Source organism: Acinetobacter sp. YH12108 (assembly GCF_013419055.1).
In the GTDB taxonomy this organism is placed as follows: domain Bacteria; phylum Pseudomonadota; class Gammaproteobacteria; order Pseudomonadales; family Moraxellaceae; genus Acinetobacter.
The window spans coordinates 90,537-107,585 of record NZ_VPAW01000012.1 but is presented as its reverse complement, the minus strand read 5'-3'; the positions used below and the strand labels follow the sequence as shown (position 1 = coordinate 107,585).

Genomic DNA, 17,049 nt, shown 5'->3' with positions numbered 1-17,049 from the left:
CATATTTTGTAGCGATTCAATTCAGTTAATGATCATTACTCGTTTTACTCAATATCACCCATTAAAAGATAAAACTTATATAAGGTGGTTAATAAGAATATTGATAGAAAGAATTAAACAAGATATATATCTATAATCAAATATGAATAGCCAATAATTATAATTTTTACATATATTTAAACTTTATTTAGCAGATATCACTCTTTATCTTATTTAATGGGTTTAAGTACCTATATAGATCTAGTTTTTTCTCAATTTTCCTCGCTAAGAAACCCAAGAATAGAACGGCAATGACCATCAAGTTTTAGTATATAAAATGAGCAAAAGACCAAATATTTTTTTATTACGCAATTCGAATTGGTAAATTTTTGTACAAAAGAACTGATGTAGAAAAAATATTTATAGGTAGTATTATTTTTATTAATATTATATTTATTTTCTCTTAAATTATTGAATTTAAAATTTAAAATTTTCTTAAATTAAAATTAACAAAAGAATTAGATTAGCTAAACTTCATAACATTATTAATACTTTTCCTTCATTATTTGAAACTAAAAAATTAAATCAGTGTACTATATTTAGTAAAAACGTGATTAAGGTGAAGCATTTAATGTCTATTTCTCCCTTATTTAAGGCTGTCTATACATCCTTAGTTGGATTGCTATTGGCAAATACAACTACTCAGGCCGCTGATGCATTTAGTGCAGAAAGTCCGTGGATGTTGGGCGACTGGAATGGTCAACGTATCCAGCTTCAAGAGCAGGGCTATGATTTTAGCTTTGGATATACAGGTGAAATGGCAACTTTGCTTGACGCGAAACGCTCAAATAGCCATGGCACAGAATATACAGGTCAGTTAAACCTGGGTACTCATCTGGATCTGGAAAAAATTGCTGGCTGGCAAGACACTGAAGCACAAATTACAGTAACTCATCGTGATGGTCGCAACCTTTCGAATACTTCTGATGCGCTTACAGGACATTTAAGTTCAGTTCAGGAAGTATGGGGTCGCGGTCAAACTTGGCGTCTAACAGATTTCTGGATCAAGAAACAATTCCTGGATCAAAAACTGGATGTAAAAGTCGGACGTTTTGGTGAAGGTGAAGACTTTAACAGTTTTGATTGTGACTTCCAGAATCTGGCATTGTGCGGTTCACAAGTGGGTAACTGGGTAGGGGATCAATGGTATAACTGGCCAGTTTCTCAATGGGCTGCGCGGGTTAAATATAACGTTACCCCGGAAGTTTATACCCAGGTCGGTGTCTATGAATATAACCCTGAGAATCTGGAACGCGGCAAAGGCTTTAACCTGAGCACAGACGGATCTAAAGGCGCGATCATTCCTGCAGAAGTGGTCTGGACACCGAAACTGGGTGAGCAAAAACTGCCAGGTGAATATCGTGCCGGGTATTACTACAGTACCGCTGATGCCAGAATATTTGATGGCGTGACTCCACAAGATGAACAAATCCAAACTGGTCATCATCACGGGGGGTGGATTGTAGCTAAGCAACAGCTGACTTCACATCAAGGGGATACATCACGAGGTTTAAGCGGTTTCGTGAACGTCACTGTTCATGACTCTAAAACCAACCAAGTTAGTGATATGCAAAATGTCGGTCTTGTCTACAAAGGTGCGATGAATGCCCGCCCACAGGATGAAATCGCTTTGGGTGTTGCCCGTATCAATATGAACAATGATGTATTGGGTAACCGTAGTGAAGAAGTCGATGCGGAAATCTATTACGGCATTCATGCAACTAACTGGCTAACCATCCGTCCAAACCTGCAATATGTCCATCATGTCGGCGCATATAAAGACGGTGAAAATGTCTGGGTAGGCGGAATCAAGTTTAATACGTCGTTCTAATCGGAGTTTTTAGTTGCAAATACACAATTGATTCTTCCATTACTTTGGGGCATTGATGAACTGATACTCCAAGTATTCATGTATTTATAACTAAGAACTTAACAATATGGTGTCTATGCCGCTTAAGTGCTTAGACGTTCAAGAAATCAAAAAAAAGGTGTTCAATATGAATACTTCGTCTTCAGGTTCAGTACTGAAAACGATTCTGGCAGCTATTGCTGCCATTTTCGGTTTGGTTCTGCTATTTGGAGGAATATATCTGGCAACACTTGGTGGGTCTTGGTACTACATCATTGCCGGTCTGTTCTTCCTGGCGACAGCCGTGTTATTACAAAAACGTAAAAACACCGCCCTTATTGTTTATGCAGTATTGGTCCTTGGTACAGTGGTATGGGGTCTTTGGGAAGTGGGTTCAGACTTCTTTGCACTGGCACCACGTCTGGATATTTTAGGCCTATTCGGTCTGGCCCTGCTGATTCCTGCAGTGACTCGTGGTTTTGGTGACAGCAAAGCTGCAAAAATGGCGCTGACTGGCTCGCTGGCAATTACGATTGCTGTCATGATTTATTCTGTATTTAATGACCCACAGGAAATCCGTGGCGAATTAACATCACAGCAACCTGCAGTCCATCAATCTATTCCAGGTATTGCCGATGAAGACTGGCCTGCTTATGGTCGTACTCAGTCAGGTTTACGTTATTCTCCATTAAAACAGATCAATTCTGAAAACGTAAAAGATCTTGAACTGGCTTGGGAATTCCGTACTGGCGATACTAAAACAGATAAAGACTCTGGTGAAACCACCAATCAGGTGACTCCAATTAAAGTGGGGAACAACCTGTTCATGTGTTCAACTCACCAATATCTGATTGCACTTGATCCTGCGACTGGTAAGGAAAAATGGCGCTTCGATCCTAAACTGAAAGCGGACAATACCTTCCAGCATTTAACTTGTCGTGGCGTATCTTATTATGATGCGAACAATACTGCAGGTTTTGAAAGCAGCCTGGCTGCACGTTCAACAACTTCTGCTGAATGTCCTCAGAAAGTGATCTTACCAGTCAATGATGGACGTCTGGTCGCAGTGAATGCGACTACTGGTAAAGTATGTTCTGACTTTGGTAACAATGGTGAAGTTGATCTGCAAAAAGACATGCCATTTCCATATCCAGGCGGTTATAACCCGACTTCACCTCCAGTGATCACAGGTACAACCATCATTATCGCGGGTTCAACCACAGATAACTATTCAACTGAAGAACCTTCAGGTGTGATTCGTGGTTATGATGTAAATACTGGTGAATTGCTCTGGGTATTTGATACGGGTGCGGAAGATCCAAATGCGATTCCTGCTCCAGGGCAAAAATTCGTAAATAACTCTCCAAACGCATGGGCGCCATTGGCTTATGATGCACAGCTGGATATCGTCTATGTACCAACAGGTGTAGGTACACCGGATATCTACGGTGGTCACCGTACTGAGCTAGACGAGCGTTATGCGAACTCTATGCTGGCGATTAATGCATCTACCGGTAAATTGATCTGGAACTTCCAGACTACTCACCACGACTTGTGGGATATGGATGTACCCGCTCAACCGACATTGACTGATATCAAAGACAAAAACGGGAAAATGGTTCCAGCGATCTATGTGCTGACCAAAACCGGTAATGCCTTTGTATTAGACCGTCGTACAGGTGAAGCGATTGTTCCGATTACTGAAAAACCAGTACCTCAGTCAGTAAAACGCGGTCCGCAAACCAAAGGCGAGTGGTATTCAAAAACTCAACCATTCTCTGACTTTAACCTGGCACCTAAAGATAAATTGACTGATAAAGACATGTGGGGTGCCACTATGTTTGACCAGTTGATGTGTCGTGTATCGTTCAAGAAATTAAACTATGACGGTATTTATACGCCACCATCTGAAAATGGTACGTTGGTGTTCCCGGGTAACCTCGGTGTATTCGAATGGGGCGGTATGTCAGTCAACCCAGACCGTCAAATCGCATTAACCAATCCAATTGGTTTGCCATTTGTATCTCGTCTGATTCCGCAAGATCCGAACCGTAAGCAGACTGCCAAAGGTGCAGGTACTGAAGCGGGGGTACAGCCAATGTATGGCGTGCCTTATGGTGTTGAAATCAGTGCCTTCCTGTCTCCATTCGGCTTACCATGTAAGCAACCTGCATGGGGTTATGTGGCTGGTGTTGATCTGACCAATCATGAAATCGCTTGGAAACGTCGTATCGGTACGATTCGTGACAGTATGCCGGGCATTCCATTGCCTCCATTTAAAATGGGTGTACCAATGTTAGGTGGTCCAATCTCGACTGCAGGTAATGTGATGTTTGTCGGTGCAACTCAAGACAATTACATCCGTGCGATCAACGTGACTAATGGTGATGAGCTGTGGAAAGGTCGTCTGCCTGCAGGTGGTCAAGCGACGCCAATGACTTATGAAGCCAATGGTAAGCAGTATGTTGTGATTATGGCGGGTGGTCACGGTTCCTTCGGTACCAAAATGGGTGATTCTTTGGTTGCCTATGCACTACCTGACAATAAATAATGAAGTTTTATAGTTAAGTAAAAAAGCCTGATTCGTCAGGCTTTTTTATGCAAAATACAGGCTGTTATGACAATAAAGCTTGATTAGAAAATCATGAACCTTTAGCTCGGCTTTCCTGCAAGTATTCAGTTTGATCTTATGCAGATGCTGAGTCTTTAAAATTAATAAGACACTTTTAAAACGTTTGAACTCCCATGGCATGAGTGAATGCCAGATATCAGGAATATTAGCTATGCACCTTCATACCACGCGGTTGCCGATGAAATCGACTTTATCCTGTCTGATTGCTTGTATCAGTCAAGGAATTTATGCGGAAGAACCGGTTACAGAGGTACAGCGACTGGCTCCCATTGTGGTTGAAGCAACCCGTACAGATCGTGCCATTCTGGAAACACCGGCATCTACCTATTATCTGAATCAGGAACAACAGAATAGCCTGAATGTGAATCTGTCTGAAACCTTAAAAGGTGTACCAGGTTTACAACTGAATAACCGCGAAAATTATGCTCAGGATTTACAGATATCAATGCGGGGCTTCGGTGCACGTTCGACTTTCGGTGTGCGAGGAGTACGTTTATATGTAGACGGTATTCCTGCCACTATGCCGGATGGGCAGGGGCAAACCTCGAATATTGACCTGAATAGTCTGGATCATATTGAAGTGCTGAGTGGTCCATTTTCCTCGTTATATGGTAATTCTTCTGGCGGAACCATCCTGACACAAAGCCGTGAAGGGCAGGGACCTGATTCAGTCACTTTGGGATATTCGGGCGGCAGTCAGAACAAAGGCCAAACGAACCTGGTGCTACAAGGTGGTTCAGAAAATGCTTCTGAACCAAGCTATATCATCAGTTCATCTTATTTTGATACGGATGGTTTCCGTGATCATAGTGGTGCACATAAAGTACTGAACAATGCCAAGCTGACTTGGGATCTGGACGATGGCTCTAAAATTAACTGGGTCAATAACTATGTCAAAATTGCAGCAGATGATCCAGGTGGTTTAACTCGAAATCAATTGCGAGAAAATCCTAAACAGGTCGCAGCGAATGTGTTGCTATATAATGCACGTAAAGAAATTGAGCAATTCCAGACAGGACTGACCTGGAACAAGCCGATCAATGATCAGCATGAATTGTACGGTATGGCATATTGGGGACAGCGTGAAGTCACTCAATATCAATCTATTCCAAGTACAGCACAAGGTGGTCCAAATCATGCGGGTAGTGTCATTGATTTTGACCGTCAGTTTTATGGAGCAGATCTTCGCTGGACCGGAACAGATATTTTACAAAACACTAAATTGATTGCTGGTGTGGCTGTAGATGGTATGACCGAAGACCGTAAAGGCTATCAAAACTTTGTCGGTAATACTTTAGGCGTTAAAGGTGAACTCCGTCGTAATGAAGACAATACGCTTTGGAATGCAGATCCTTATATTCAAGCATCTTATAACTTTGCGCCAGATTGGACGCTAGATGCTGGTTTGCGTTATAGCAATGTGCATTTTAAATCTGAAGATCGATACCTAAGCAATGGCGATAATTCAGGTAAAACGACTTATGAGAAATTACTGCCTTCAGTTGCATTAAGTTGGAAAATTTTTCCTGATTTAATGACTTATGCAAGCTATGCACAAGGTTTTGAAACACCAACATTTACCGAAATGGCTTATCCGGCTGATGGTAGCAACGATGTACTAAGCTTAAAAGCGGCTGAAAGTGAAACTTATGAGCTAGGATTAAAATCTGCGAATCGCTTTGGTGATATGACCTTAGCAGCATTTCAGACTCAAACCAAAAATGACATTGTTTCTGCGGGAAGTGATGGCGGGCGCTCAACGTTTCGTAATGCAGATAAAACTCTAAGAAAAGGATTAGAGCTATCTTGGAATAAAGATCTTTGGCGTGATCTAACAGCTCAAGCCAGCTATAGCTATATTGATGCAACATTTGATGCCGATATTCCAGCAATTGGTACAGTAGCTGCAGTTTCGTCAGGTAATTATATTCCTGGAATTGCTAAAAATCAGGCTTTTGTCAGTCTAGGCTGGAAACCTGAAAATGGCTTTAATGCAGGTCTTGATGTGCGTTATTCAGACCGAATTTTTGTGAATGATATTAATTCTGAAGTTGCACCAAGTTATACAGTGGCTGGGGCTAATGTAGGCTATAACTGGAATGTCAAAGATTTATCTATAAAAACGTTTGCACGCGTAGATAATCTGTTTGATAAGGATTATTCAGGTTCAGTCATTGTCAATGAAAGCAATGGTCGTTTCTATGAACCTGCAGAAGGTCGTAACTGGAGTGCTGGGTTAAGCGTGACAAAACAGTTTTAATTTAAATCTGATTTAAGCTTTCTCAATTTATTCAAGATTCATGTTCACATGTGAATGTCCGCCAAGATCAGCAATAAGTGCGAATCTATGGTGGACATTTCTATTTGAGGCTAATATATATTTTATTTCGTATAATGTATATTATGTTAAATAGGATATTATGCATATGGCCTATTTCTGTATGTAGCACTCACCAATTAGTTAATATGTCTTTTTCATCCTAGTCGTGTTAAACGTAGATATTAAGATTAGTTTGAAGGTTTTCTTTATATAAATTACCTAAATATTTACCTCATAACCTAGATGAAGCTCATCCGCAATTTTTCCTCGAATACCCCAGTTTTCTTTAGGAGTTTCAAATATAGTTATTTCAATATCATTGGATTTAATCCCACATAAATGACTTATATTTTTAAATAAAGCCTAAATAAATACTCTCTTGGTCTCTTTGTTCTTCCTTCAAACATTCAAATCTCGATAATGATCTAAGATCTGGATCGATCCTTTGAGTAAATAAAATTTTCAGACTCTATAAGGTATAAATCGTTGAAAAATCTTTTCTCGGGACAATTTAGCTCTTTGACTAAAGCTTGATGAATAGCTTTACTCAGTTCTATTCTATGTAGTTCGATTGTTTTATTTAAAGCATAAATTTTTATTTGAGACATTGTTTTCTACGCTCTTATAGTTACAGTTTTAATTATAGTGTGTGCTTTAATCTGGCTAGCGTTGTTGTTCAGCATCATTCATAAAAAGTTCAATTATTTATACAAAACAACTAAATGCTGCCCTGTCTAAATTGATAAAATTCTGGTCCTCTATAAAAAAACTTGAAGATTGATAAGGACTAAAGTGAACAGACAACATGATTTACCTGAACTAAGTAAATATAGTGAGCTAAGTAGCGATGAACAAGTAGCTATTCATCAAATGCTTATCTCTTACGTACGCTCAGATCACTTTTATAATATTATCTTGACTCACAATGTTGAACCCTATGACTTGGTTAAGCTTGTAAGTATTAGTTTTGAGAATAGAGATGCAGCTATCTGGGTTCATTTCGAAACAATAACGGCTGAAAGACTAACTATGCCTCTCGATTTTATTTCAAGAATAGAAATATGTAATCAGGAAATATTTTAAATACTGAGACTTGAAGTGTTGAAATTTATTTAAGTTGCCTCGGAATTTTAAATCTATTAAAAAATAGAGACGGTTAACCCTCTCTATTTTTTAAAACTAAAAATTTAATTATTTTATAAATTTCAATAACTTAAAATTATAAATATAACATGTAATATAGCAATTTCTTTAAATTAACATATCACATGTTACATCTTAAGCTGACTAGGCCATCACCTGGGCTTTGTATAAATCATCTTCGTGCTGTCTGAGTAATTCTATAAAAGCAGGAATAGTGTCTGGTTCCAGGAGATAAGGATTAAATCCATCATGGTGATTCTTGATAAAGAACTCAATGAGATCATTATGGACATTGGCATACTTCATGTGCCAACTAGAAAAAAGATATGAGTCGATTATTTCATAAGAGAGAATTTCACAGTTCTTATGGCGTGGATCTTTGACTATTCGATTATAGAAAAGGTCTTTTACACTTTCTTCAGTGCCTTCCAAACACTGGACAAAATAATTATTTCCGAAATAGAGTGCGCCAAAGATTTTGTGTAACTCATTAAATTTTAAGGCTTCTGTTAAAATATTATAAAGTTCAGAAGTAGAGTATTTCTCATCTTTGAACTTACTTACATATAAAAGCCTTACATCATTCATAATAAAAATTTCCTCCTGCTTAAAAAAGGTCCATATGAAAATATAAAAATTTGAACGAATGGTCAATAAAAATGTAATGACAAGGTAATTTAATGGTCAAATTACATACTTCTTATTATTACCTTTTTTATATAGCTGTTTGATCTTTTTAAATCAGGATTCATGACAAGGTTCTCTTTTCGTAAAGAACCTTGTGTTATTGAATTACAGGTCAGTTTTTTCCTTGCTTTTCTATATGCACTGTTGCTGTTCGCCCTGCAACGAAGGCAAGTTCATTCTTTGGTAATTCATCCAGAATAATCTTAACAGGGACACGTTGGGCTAAACGCACCCAACTAAAGGTTGGATTTACATTCGCTAAAAGACCTGAACCAGCAGTACGTTCGCGATCTTCAATCCCCGAGGCAATACCTTGCACATGGCCCTTAAGTTTTTGCGAATCACCCATCAGCTGAATGATGGCAGGTGCTCCCACGTAAATTTTATCTAGTTTAGTTTCTTCAAAATAACCCACTACATAGAGCTGCTTGCGATCTAGTAATGCTGCAACCGCTTGGCCAACTTTGACATAGTTCCCTTCTTTTAATTCAAAATTTGATAATGTGCCATTTGCCGGAGCAACAACTTCTGAACGATGTAAATTAAGTTGCGCGAGATTGAGGTTATTCATGGCGACTTGTGTTAATGCTTCTTGCTGTTCGATATTCGCTTTGGTCTGTTCGATTGCAGCTAAGGACTGCTCATGCTCGGCATGTGATTCATCTCGTGCAGCAAAAATCTGATCCTGTTCCTGTTTTGAAATAGCACCATCCATTAAACTTGAATAACGGCTCGCATTCTTGTCTGCCAGATGAATACTTGCTTGGGATTTCACGACATTGGCTTTAGCATTCGCCAGTTCAGCCTCAGCTTGCGCTAAACCTGCTTTCGCTTTCGCAAGATCCGCACGAGCTTCTTCAACATCTAGTTCTTGACGTTCAACATCAATTTTAAATAATGGCTGCCCTTTCTTGATGGTCTGGTTATCTTGCACCAGTACTTCTGTGACCAGGCCTGAAATATCTGATGACACCTGAATAACATCACCACGTACACGCCCGTCCCTCGTCCATGGCTCAGAATTATAATAATTCCAGATATGTCGAATCACTAAAATGGCGAGAACAGCCACTACCGTCAAAAGTACAGGTCGCAAATATTTGCGTAAATTGACAGATGTCATATACGGTTTTCCTCAATCATTTTAATATCAGGCCTCATAGTAATAAGCCTGCCCAATGGACGGCGCCCAGCAAAAGTACGTAAATGCATAAGTAGAAGATATTTGGCATGATAATCCAGTCATTCGCGACTAGTTTGTCCAGCCATTTCCTCAAGATTCTAAGCAGAACATAGGCAATCACAGCTTGAATCAATAAAATTGGCACATACACACCATAGATATTCAGCTCTCCCATGTATTAATCTCCTGCGCCTGCATATCTTGGCGGTGTCTTGATATGACATAAACTGCTACGAATATTGTTGAGTGAAATATGCAGCCGTTCTACAACATCTGTATGTTCCTGCATGATGAGATCTGCTTCTAGAGCCTGTATTTTGTTGATTAACTGTGTGAAGGCAGCATCATAATTTTGTCCAATTTCTTTGGCACGGAAATACTCATCCAGCTGTATTTGAAGATCTTCGAGTTGCTGGGTCAAAAGCTGCTGTTCAGGTAACTTGAGTATGAGTTCCTGTAACCGTGCCAGATCCACTACGGCGCTGGATTCAATGAGTGCCTGATTGATTTTATTTTTCAGATCTTCAGATTCTACTGCTTTAGTATTTAATACCCCGATGCGGTCAATCATTGTACGTAAATGAATACGGAACCGTACCCCATAAGGAATATACAGTGCTTGTCGAATTGCTCGATTATGAATAGCCAAAATGCGCTGTACGGTTATATCTGGCGACATTGCACGGATCATATGGATAATAAATACAGCAATGATTGGTCCAATCACTGTACCAATCGCTGCATCGAAGAAAGAAATTTGATTCAGGGTATAACGGTTCTGAAAATTCAGCCCCATGATCGTACCCATCAACAAAGGCAAACCAATTCCAACCAAGGGTGGATGCAAAAAAAGCATCAGGCAATATATGCAGAATGGTGCAAGTACAAGTGCTAACTGCCAAAATTCTATAATGTTTGGAAAAATTCCATAGGCATATATGAAGATCACGATCGAAGCATATAAGCTACTGCGAATAAACAGCTTCAATGCAGGCACCGGATTATCCAGCGCCGTTAATATACATGCACTGATTGCAGCCATTTCAGCCAGCATAAATCCTGCTTTCCAGCCGCTTAAGATCCAAAAGGCAGTAGCAATAAAAACAGTGAGGCATGCAGAAACCCCGCCCCGCACCGCTACGCCATGATCACGATGCAGAGCTGGATAGTTTGTAGTAAGTGGAACAATCATTTCAGGCAGTGAAGTATCCCCTTGTTGGATTCGCTGCCAGATCAACTTAATTGCATGGATATTCTGAATAAAATGACGAATATTCATTTTCAAACTTTTCAATATTACAATTTGCTCATCTTTTGAATGTTCAAAAATTTTTAGGAAATCTATTTCAAAATCAGTAGGAAGCTGATTCAATTCAGACTCTTTCAATAGATGTTCATCTGTTAGATATGTATTAATTTTGGAATGTAAATCTGCCAATGACTGGCGATATTCTGTATCAATGAAGTCTAACTGTTGCATGCGTTCAGACATTGCCACCAAATTACTCACCAGCATTGTGATCTGGTTCAGCATTTCCTGCAGTGGTTTGGTCATTCCCTGTAGAGCTGATTTTTCATAGCTTAAATGCACAGCCATGACATGAATATCTGCAATATCTCCAGCCAACTTGCTTAAAGCTTTTGTATAGTTCTGATCTTGACGTGGTTCCAATAGAATTTTATTAAAAATCTGCTGAGTATCCGCTAAGGTTTTACTGACACGACTTTTCACTGCGGGGCCAATATGCATTGGAAATATGGTCGTCGTCACAATCGCGCTGCAAACGACGCCAATAGTAATTTCCAGAAAGCGTCCTACCGCCATATCAAATAATGAAGCAGTATCAATAAAGTAAATGATATTGAAGCAGATAATGACAGTCGTATATCCAGCCAGCATCAGTATATAACTGCGCGGTGTACGATCAAGCAGAGAGAAATATAAGCAAAGACCAACCCAACAGGATAAAAACAGCGTAAACAACCACGGGGTATTGATTAGCCAAGGAGTAACTGCAACTGCCACAATTGCGCCTAATAAAGTACCTAGTACACGATAGATACTTTTTGAAGCGGTCATCCCCGTATAAGGATTGGCAATAACGAAAACTGTGCCAATTGCCCAAATCGGATAAGCAAGATCCAAACTCAACGCAACGTAGAGCGCCAAAATACCAGCCACAAACGTTTTAGTCGCAAAAATCCAGTCCATTTTATTTGGACGAAATGCGAGTAAAGATTTTATAAGCAGCATCGTTTCTCTCTAAGAGCTTATTTTATTTTCTAAAGCAAATAACCTGCTCACCAAGCCCAAAGAACTCAGTGACAAAATTTTTACTTATTGAAAGTCTATAAAATTAGAATATTCAGTTGATTGAACTGAAACTGGTTGATGAAAATATAAAAAGCAAAAGATAGCAATTTGCTTAATTATTCATCATTGGATATTTACGTAATTAATTTTTTCAAATAAACGCATTATTGTCAATAAAAATATCTCTATATGAGAATAAGTATGATTTTTTTATCATTGCATAGGCCGTTAAGCTGAATATTTATCTCTTTTCTTCCTATATCCTCATTATTCGAGAATTTCAGGTAAATAGTTGCCTCTACTGCCCTCTTTTAAGCTAAAGTGAGTCATCACCTTTTTCAATGGTCAGCACTTCAGGTTTTTTTATGGCGCAAGCAAGTTTTGGAAAAATTCTTACGGTTCTCGATCTATTTTCGTTATCACGTTCAGTGATTAATGTAGATATCATCAGTGAAGAATTAAACCTCTCCAAACCCACCAGTTATCGCTATTTAAAAGAATTGGTATCGGCTGAACTTTTACAGCGAATAAGTGGCACATCCGGTGACTATACATTGGGTTCAAAAATTGCTGTTCTGGATTATATTTCAAGAAAAACTGATCCTTTGGTACAGATCAGCATTCCCTTTATGCAGGAAATCGTCGAACGGACTGAGTTCTCTTGTATATTGACTCATCTCAATTATGATTCGTGTATCGACTTACATGACGAAGTCTTTAAAAATGCACATCTGCTTTCATTTGGACGCGGTTGTCCACGTCCGGTCTATGTAGGTTCATCTTCAAAAGTCATCATGGCACATTTATCGAAACAAGCGTTGCTTGATTATTACCAACGTTATGCAGATGCATTTGCAGAAGTAGGATTTGTGCAGAATGAAACCGCTTTTCTGGAACAAATGAGAAAGATCAAAAAACAGGGGTATTATTATTCTAGTGGTGAACTTGATCCTCAAGTTGCAGGTTTGTCTGTCCCAGTTAAATTCTCTCTTAAAGAACCGCCCTTAGCGCTTACTTTATTAGCCTCAAAAAATAGATTTGATTTTGTAAATCTGGAAAAATTAGTACAAATTCTTCAGGAGAAAGCACAGATTATTGAAAATAAGTTCCTCCACCATCCTGAAAGCACCAGTGATATTCGTAATAATTTAATCAAATAAAATTTAAATTATGTTTGAAAAACTATTCATATTCTCATAATATGATTATCAGTCTTTAAGCTATAGTATTCTTACTGAATTAAATGGCGAGAAGATTCCTCAGAGGTAAAAAAGCCTATTTCGAATGAGATAGGCTTTTTTATTTTAATTTTGGATTTATAGCAATAATGCAGATACATTTAAGGAAATTTAAGAATTTTACAATTGCGATGTGTAGATAAAATCTAAAGTTAGAAATTTGAAATCATATAAGTTCTTCCATTTTATGCTTTTCATCTTAGCTCTTCCTTAGAATCCTTCTTGATCAAAAAAGATAACTAAGAAACCAATTAAGCTTTTTATAATTGGATCATAAAAATTTTAAAACTTAAGAATATTATCCCAGTACGGCGGATCTCCAATTTCTTTTAAAATGAAATCAAGCACAGTTCTAACCTTTTGCGAACGAATTCTGTTTTCAGGAGAAACCAGATGAATCCCTATAGAATAAGGCTCTACTGTACTGATCCAGTCAGGAAGGAGTTGAACCAGTTTATGTGTTTTGAAATAGTCTTCCGTAAAAATCCAGGTTGGAAATAATACAATCCCCCGTCCTTCCAATGCCGCATCTACCAGGACTTCTGCATTATTACTTCTTAAAGGCCCTTGTGGCTCAATTAAAACTGGAGTGTCATGCTCTTGCTGACGGAAATACCAGCGTTGGCTGCCTGAAACGCCCTTATACACCAGACATTGATGATTCTGAATCTCGTGTGGAGAATGTGGAGTTCCATATTTTTCAAGATATGCAGGACTCGCACACAGCACATATTGTTGATCACAGACCTTGCGTGCAATTAATGCTGAATCCTGTAATGAGCCAATCCTTATCGCAATGTCTACGCCTTCTTGTACAGGATCAATAAAAGTATCCGTCAAGATTAGCTCGACTGAAAGATCTGGAAAGCTATCATGCAATTTATTTACGATACGCGATATATGTAGCCTTCCCAACGCAACCGCTGTATTGATACGAATTAACCCTCTGATCGCATTTTTACCAGAAATTTCTTCATTGGCTAGATCTAGCGTATCAAGCACTTCCTTAATTTGCACAAAGTACTTTTCTCCTATGTCAGTCAGCCGGACAGAGCGTGTATTACGATAAAAAAGTTGTTGCCCAATTTCCTGTTCAAGTTTGGAAATAAAACGAGATACTGAGGAAGATGGAACCTGAAAATGCTTTGCTGTAGCTGAAAAACTGCCGGTCGTTGCCACCATCACAAAATAGCGTAATGCATTGAGTTGCATAATTGATCTGTCCCTGAATTTAATTCAATCATTTTATTATTGTCATAATAGCAATTATGTTTTGAAAAATTGTGGAATTGTAGCTTTTAAATAAGAGAATATAATTCGGTGCTTTCTTCCTTTGGAAAGCATATATGAAACAGTTGTGGATTTTCCCATTAGTCGTTCTTGCAGGTATGGGGTTATCTGTTGAAGCGGGTTTACTGGGTCCACTCGGGGAAGAAATTGGCCATTTCTGGGCAACATTGGGAATTTTCGCGATCGGATCACTGCTCTTAACCTTCGGACTGATCTTTAGCCGTCCAAAACTTTCTCTCATGTTTAATCAGCCACGGTGGCAACTGACTGGCGGTATATTAGGCCCTATATATGTGGTGGCTTTAACTGTAGCGACACCTCATATCGGCGTTGGCCTGACCATGGTGGGCATCCTGTTTGGCCAGGTTGCAACCAGTCTTATTATTGATCACTGGGGTTTGTTAGGTAGCCATAAACGGGCTGTAGACAAATATCGTATTGGCGCGCTGGTAGCTATTTTAGCTGCATTATGGCTTATTCAATAAGGAAGCTTCTCCATGATTTATATAATGTTATTAGTCGTTATTTTTGGCGGAGCAGTTTTATGTGCTCAATCTTCAATTAATGGTCGTTTGGGTGCTAAAGTAGGTGTATTAGAAAGTTCTTGGCTGACATTTGTCTTAGGTGCTCTAGTCAGTTTTCTAATCGCTTTCTTTCTTGAACCCAACCATGCATTGAATTTATTCACCGCACCAAGATGGCAATTAACAGGTGCATTTTTTGGCGTGGCCTATATGCTTACGATTGTATTTGCTATGCCTAGACTGGGCGCTGCTGCCACCACTGTCGCCGTCATTAGTGGCCAGTTATTAATGAGTCTGCTCATCGATCATTTTGGATGGTTGAATAATCCGGTGATTCATTTAGATGGATCCAGACTAGCAGCAATTGCCCTATTAGCTGTTGCACTATTTTTTATCTATAAAAGTAATATTGCAGCCAAAGCACAAGCTGAAAATTAAGATACTGTGAAAGGAAAGAGATTTTAGGTTTTAAAATCTCTTTTTTTATGAGCTCATAAAGTTATTTTGAGGAATCTAAGGGTAATATTAGGCATAGTTCATAAGTCATTTCACTTAAGCATGCATAATCAATTTTCAGGCAATAAACAAATTCGTGTAGTCTCAAACTTTTCAGAACTCGTTAATTCGGATTTTAAGGGTGCGATGAATGCGATTTGCTGGTCTAGAAATTTAGCGGGTGATTTTGCCGAGATCGTGAATAAGCTTCATTTACAGGAAAATATGACTGAAGTTTCAATTGATGATCTTATGAAACTCCAGCTGTCAGAAAGCGGTCATCTGGCAAGAAAGATTATCTTAGAAGATATACAGCTACTGACTGACTACGGCGCTTCCCCTTCACTCAATCTGCTCAAATGCTATGAACGGGATAATGAGCTCGATTTCATTACTACAGATGTCTATTCATTCCATGTCGATCGCTCTCCGATTGAAACAGATACTTTCTTATGTACCTATCATGGTGCTGCAAGCGATATCTTGCCTAATGATCAGGTGGAACAAAAGATTCTGATTCCAGAAATCAGGGCAAAGCTGAAAGAATTATATGATGGCCCAGAAGCCGGATTTGAAGGTTTTCTGGAAGAGTATTTCTTTGATCTGCATTATCAACCTAAGCCTAATGCAAAACCTGTAAATTTAGGTCAGGGACATCTTTGGCGATTGGCAGTCGATCATCCAGCCCAAAGAGCCCTACCTTGTGTACATCGGGCTCCGGTTGAAAATGAGGGTGAATATCGATTGCTTTTGATTTGTTAAATTCGATACAAATCTTAAAAATAAGAAAATCCACATTATCTTATTGTCATTTTTCTCATTTTCATTCAAGCAAATTCTAACTGTCCAACCGAATGGTAAGTACGATTAAAATACACCAGGCTCTGATCTTGTTCGCTCCGTTGAATCGCAACCACTCGACACATAAAGATACTATGTGTCCCTACTTGCTGGATATTCTCGATTTCACAGTCAAAACTCACTAATGCATCGCCTAGTACAGGTGAGCCTGTTTTTAGTATTGTCCAAGAACCTAATTGAAATCTTCGTTCAGAACTGAATTTGCTGGATGCGAATGCATTAGAAATCTGTTCGTGCTGTGGACCTAAGACGTTCACTGACAAAATTTTGTTCTCAATAAAATGCACATGTGAACGAGATGACTGATTCATACAGACCAGCAATGTCGGTGGTGTATCAGTCACGCTGCATACTGCAGATGCCGTAAAACCATGCATTCCTGTCTCACCCGAGGTTGTAATGACATTCACTGCTGTGGTGAGTAAGGACATGGCATTTCTAAAGTCAGTCGCTTCAATCATCTCTTAAATCCCT

General features: G+C 38.9%; 14 protein-coding genes and 1 pseudogene. 8 read left to right on the top strand and 7 right to left on the bottom strand.

Annotated elements, in window-relative coordinates; translation table 11 throughout:
• The first annotated feature begins 610 nt into the window (after positions 1–610).
• The 3 genes from FTU46_RS09710 (at position 611) to FTU46_RS09700 (ending at position 6,780) form a co-directional block, all read left to right on the top strand.
• A complete protein-coding gene (locus FTU46_RS09710; protein WP_180104896.1) occupies positions 611–1,870 on the top strand; it encodes a carbohydrate porin in 1,260 nt (419 codons plus the stop codon).
• A gap of 166 nt (positions 1,871–2,036) precedes the next feature.
• Positions 2,037–4,439 carry a glucose/quinate/shikimate family membrane-bound PQQ-dependent dehydrogenase gene (locus tag FTU46_RS09705; protein ID WP_180104895.1) on the top strand — a complete coding sequence of 801 codons (2,403 nt, stop codon included), beginning with the start codon at positions 2,037–2,039 and terminating at the stop codon, positions 4,437–4,439.
• A gap of 232 nt (positions 4,440–4,671) precedes the next feature.
• Entirely contained in the window at positions 4,672–6,780 is a 2,109-nt protein-coding gene (locus FTU46_RS09700) for a TonB-dependent receptor (RefSeq protein WP_180104894.1), read from the top strand.
• A 279-nt stretch (positions 6,781–7,059) separates the two neighbouring features.
• On the opposite strand, the pseudogene FTU46_RS09695 reads toward FTU46_RS09700, so the two are convergent.
• Positions 7,060–7,448: pseudogene (locus FTU46_RS09695) on the bottom strand (tautomerase family protein).
• Positions 7,449–7,632: 184 nt separating this feature from the next.
• Between FTU46_RS09695 and FTU46_RS09690 the strand changes: the two are divergent.
• Entirely contained in the window at positions 7,633–7,923 is a 291-nt protein-coding gene (locus FTU46_RS09690; RefSeq protein WP_004785797.1) for a hypothetical protein, read from the top strand.
• A 204-nt stretch (positions 7,924–8,127) separates the two neighbouring features.
• Here FTU46_RS09690 and FTU46_RS09685 read toward each other — a convergent pair whose 3' ends face one another.
• The 4 genes from FTU46_RS09685 to FTU46_RS09670 form a co-directional block, all read right to left on the bottom strand.
• Complete coding sequence (locus FTU46_RS09685) at positions 8,128–8,571, bottom strand: BLUF domain-containing protein (protein WP_180104893.1); 444 nt, start codon at positions 8,569–8,571, stop codon at positions 8,128–8,130.
• Positions 8,572–8,782: 211 nt separating this feature from the next.
• Positions 8,783–9,793, bottom strand: coding sequence for an HlyD family secretion protein (locus FTU46_RS09680; protein WP_180104892.1), 1,011 nt, complete (start codon positions 9,791–9,793; stop codon positions 8,783–8,785).
• A gap of 34 nt (positions 9,794–9,827) precedes the next feature.
• Complete coding sequence (locus FTU46_RS09675) at positions 9,828–10,028, bottom strand: DUF1656 domain-containing protein (RefSeq protein WP_180104891.1); 201 nt, start codon at positions 10,026–10,028, stop codon at positions 9,828–9,830.
• A 3-nt stretch (positions 10,029–10,031) separates the two neighbouring features.
• The gene (locus tag FTU46_RS09670) at positions 10,032–12,107 is read right to left on the bottom strand and encodes an FUSC family protein (RefSeq protein WP_180104890.1); all 2,076 of its coding nucleotides are present in this window, start codon (positions 12,105–12,107) and stop codon (positions 10,032–10,034) included.
• Between the two features lie 425 nt (positions 12,108–12,532).
• On the opposite strand from FTU46_RS09670, the gene FTU46_RS09665 reads away from it, so the two are divergent.
• Entirely contained in the window at positions 12,533–13,327 is a 795-nt protein-coding gene (locus FTU46_RS09665) for an IclR family transcriptional regulator (RefSeq protein WP_180104889.1), read from the top strand.
• A gap of 360 nt (positions 13,328–13,687) precedes the next feature.
• On the opposite strand, the gene FTU46_RS09660 is transcribed toward FTU46_RS09665, so the two are convergent.
• Positions 13,688–14,617 carry a LysR family transcriptional regulator gene (locus FTU46_RS09660; RefSeq protein ID WP_180104888.1) on the bottom strand — a complete coding sequence of 310 codons (930 nt, stop codon included), beginning with the start codon at positions 14,615–14,617 and terminating at the stop codon, positions 13,688–13,690.
• Positions 14,618–14,751: 134 nt separating this feature from the next.
• Here FTU46_RS09660 and FTU46_RS09655 point away from each other — a divergent pair, with 134 nt between their 5' ends.
• The 3 genes from FTU46_RS09655 (at position 14,752) to FTU46_RS09645 (ending at position 16,476) form a co-directional block, all read left to right on the top strand.
• Positions 14,752–15,180, top strand: a complete 429-nt coding sequence (locus tag FTU46_RS09655; protein ID WP_180104887.1) for a DMT family transporter — start codon at positions 14,752–14,754, stop codon at positions 15,178–15,180.
• 12 nt (positions 15,181–15,192) lie between these two features.
• Complete coding sequence (locus tag FTU46_RS09650; protein WP_034170895.1) at positions 15,193–15,657, top strand: DMT family transporter; 465 nt, start codon at positions 15,193–15,195, stop codon at positions 15,655–15,657.
• Between the two features lie 120 nt (positions 15,658–15,777).
• On the top strand, positions 15,778–16,476 hold the full coding sequence (locus FTU46_RS09645; protein ID WP_166137214.1) for a DUF1826 domain-containing protein: 699 nt from the start codon (positions 15,778–15,780) through the stop codon (positions 16,474–16,476).
• 65 nt (positions 16,477–16,541) lie between these two features.
• Here the strand turns inward: FTU46_RS09645 and FTU46_RS09640 are convergent, their stop codons facing one another.
• Positions 16,542–17,036 carry a flavin reductase gene (locus FTU46_RS09640; protein WP_159123555.1) on the bottom strand — a complete coding sequence of 165 codons (495 nt, stop codon included), beginning with the start codon at positions 17,034–17,036 and terminating at the stop codon, positions 16,542–16,544.
• Positions 17,037–17,049: the final 13 nt, after the last annotated feature.

Bases quoted from the DNA above. Each gene is read 5' to 3' on its own strand.
- FTU46_RS09670 (WP_180104890.1), bottom strand. From the start codon at position 12,107: ATGCTGCTTATAAAATCTTTACTCGCATTTCGTCCAAATAAAATGGAC.
- FTU46_RS09685 (WP_180104893.1), bottom strand. From the start codon at position 8,571: ATGAATGATGTAAGGCTTTTATATGTAAGTAAGTTCAAAGATGAGAAA.
- FTU46_RS09665 (WP_180104889.1), top strand. From the start codon at position 12,533: ATGGCGCAAGCAAGTTTTGGAAAAATTCTTACGGTTCTCGATCTATTT.
- FTU46_RS09645 (WP_166137214.1), top strand. From the start codon at position 15,778: ATGCATAATCAATTTTCAGGCAATAAACAAATTCGTGTAGTCTCAAAC.
- FTU46_RS09700 (WP_180104894.1), top strand. From the start codon at position 4,672: ATGCACCTTCATACCACGCGGTTGCCGATGAAATCGACTTTATCCTGT.
- FTU46_RS09675 (WP_180104891.1), bottom strand. From the start codon at position 10,028: ATGGGAGAGCTGAATATCTATGGTGTGTATGTGCCAATTTTATTGATT.
- FTU46_RS09680 (WP_180104892.1), bottom strand. From the start codon at position 9,793: ATGACATCTGTCAATTTACGCAAATATTTGCGACCTGTACTTTTGACG.
- FTU46_RS09660 (WP_180104888.1), bottom strand. From the start codon at position 14,617: ATGCAACTCAATGCATTACGCTATTTTGTGATGGTGGCAACGACCGGC.
- FTU46_RS09655 (WP_180104887.1), top strand. From the start codon at position 14,752: ATGAAACAGTTGTGGATTTTCCCATTAGTCGTTCTTGCAGGTATGGGG.
- FTU46_RS09650 (WP_034170895.1), top strand. From the start codon at position 15,193: ATGATTTATATAATGTTATTAGTCGTTATTTTTGGCGGAGCAGTTTTA.
- FTU46_RS09640 (WP_159123555.1), bottom strand. From the start codon at position 17,036: ATGATTGAAGCGACTGACTTTAGAAATGCCATGTCCTTACTCACCACA.
- FTU46_RS09710 (WP_180104896.1), top strand. From the start codon at position 611: ATGTCTATTTCTCCCTTATTTAAGGCTGTCTATACATCCTTAGTTGGA.
- FTU46_RS09705 (WP_180104895.1), top strand. From the start codon at position 2,037: ATGAATACTTCGTCTTCAGGTTCAGTACTGAAAACGATTCTGGCAGCT.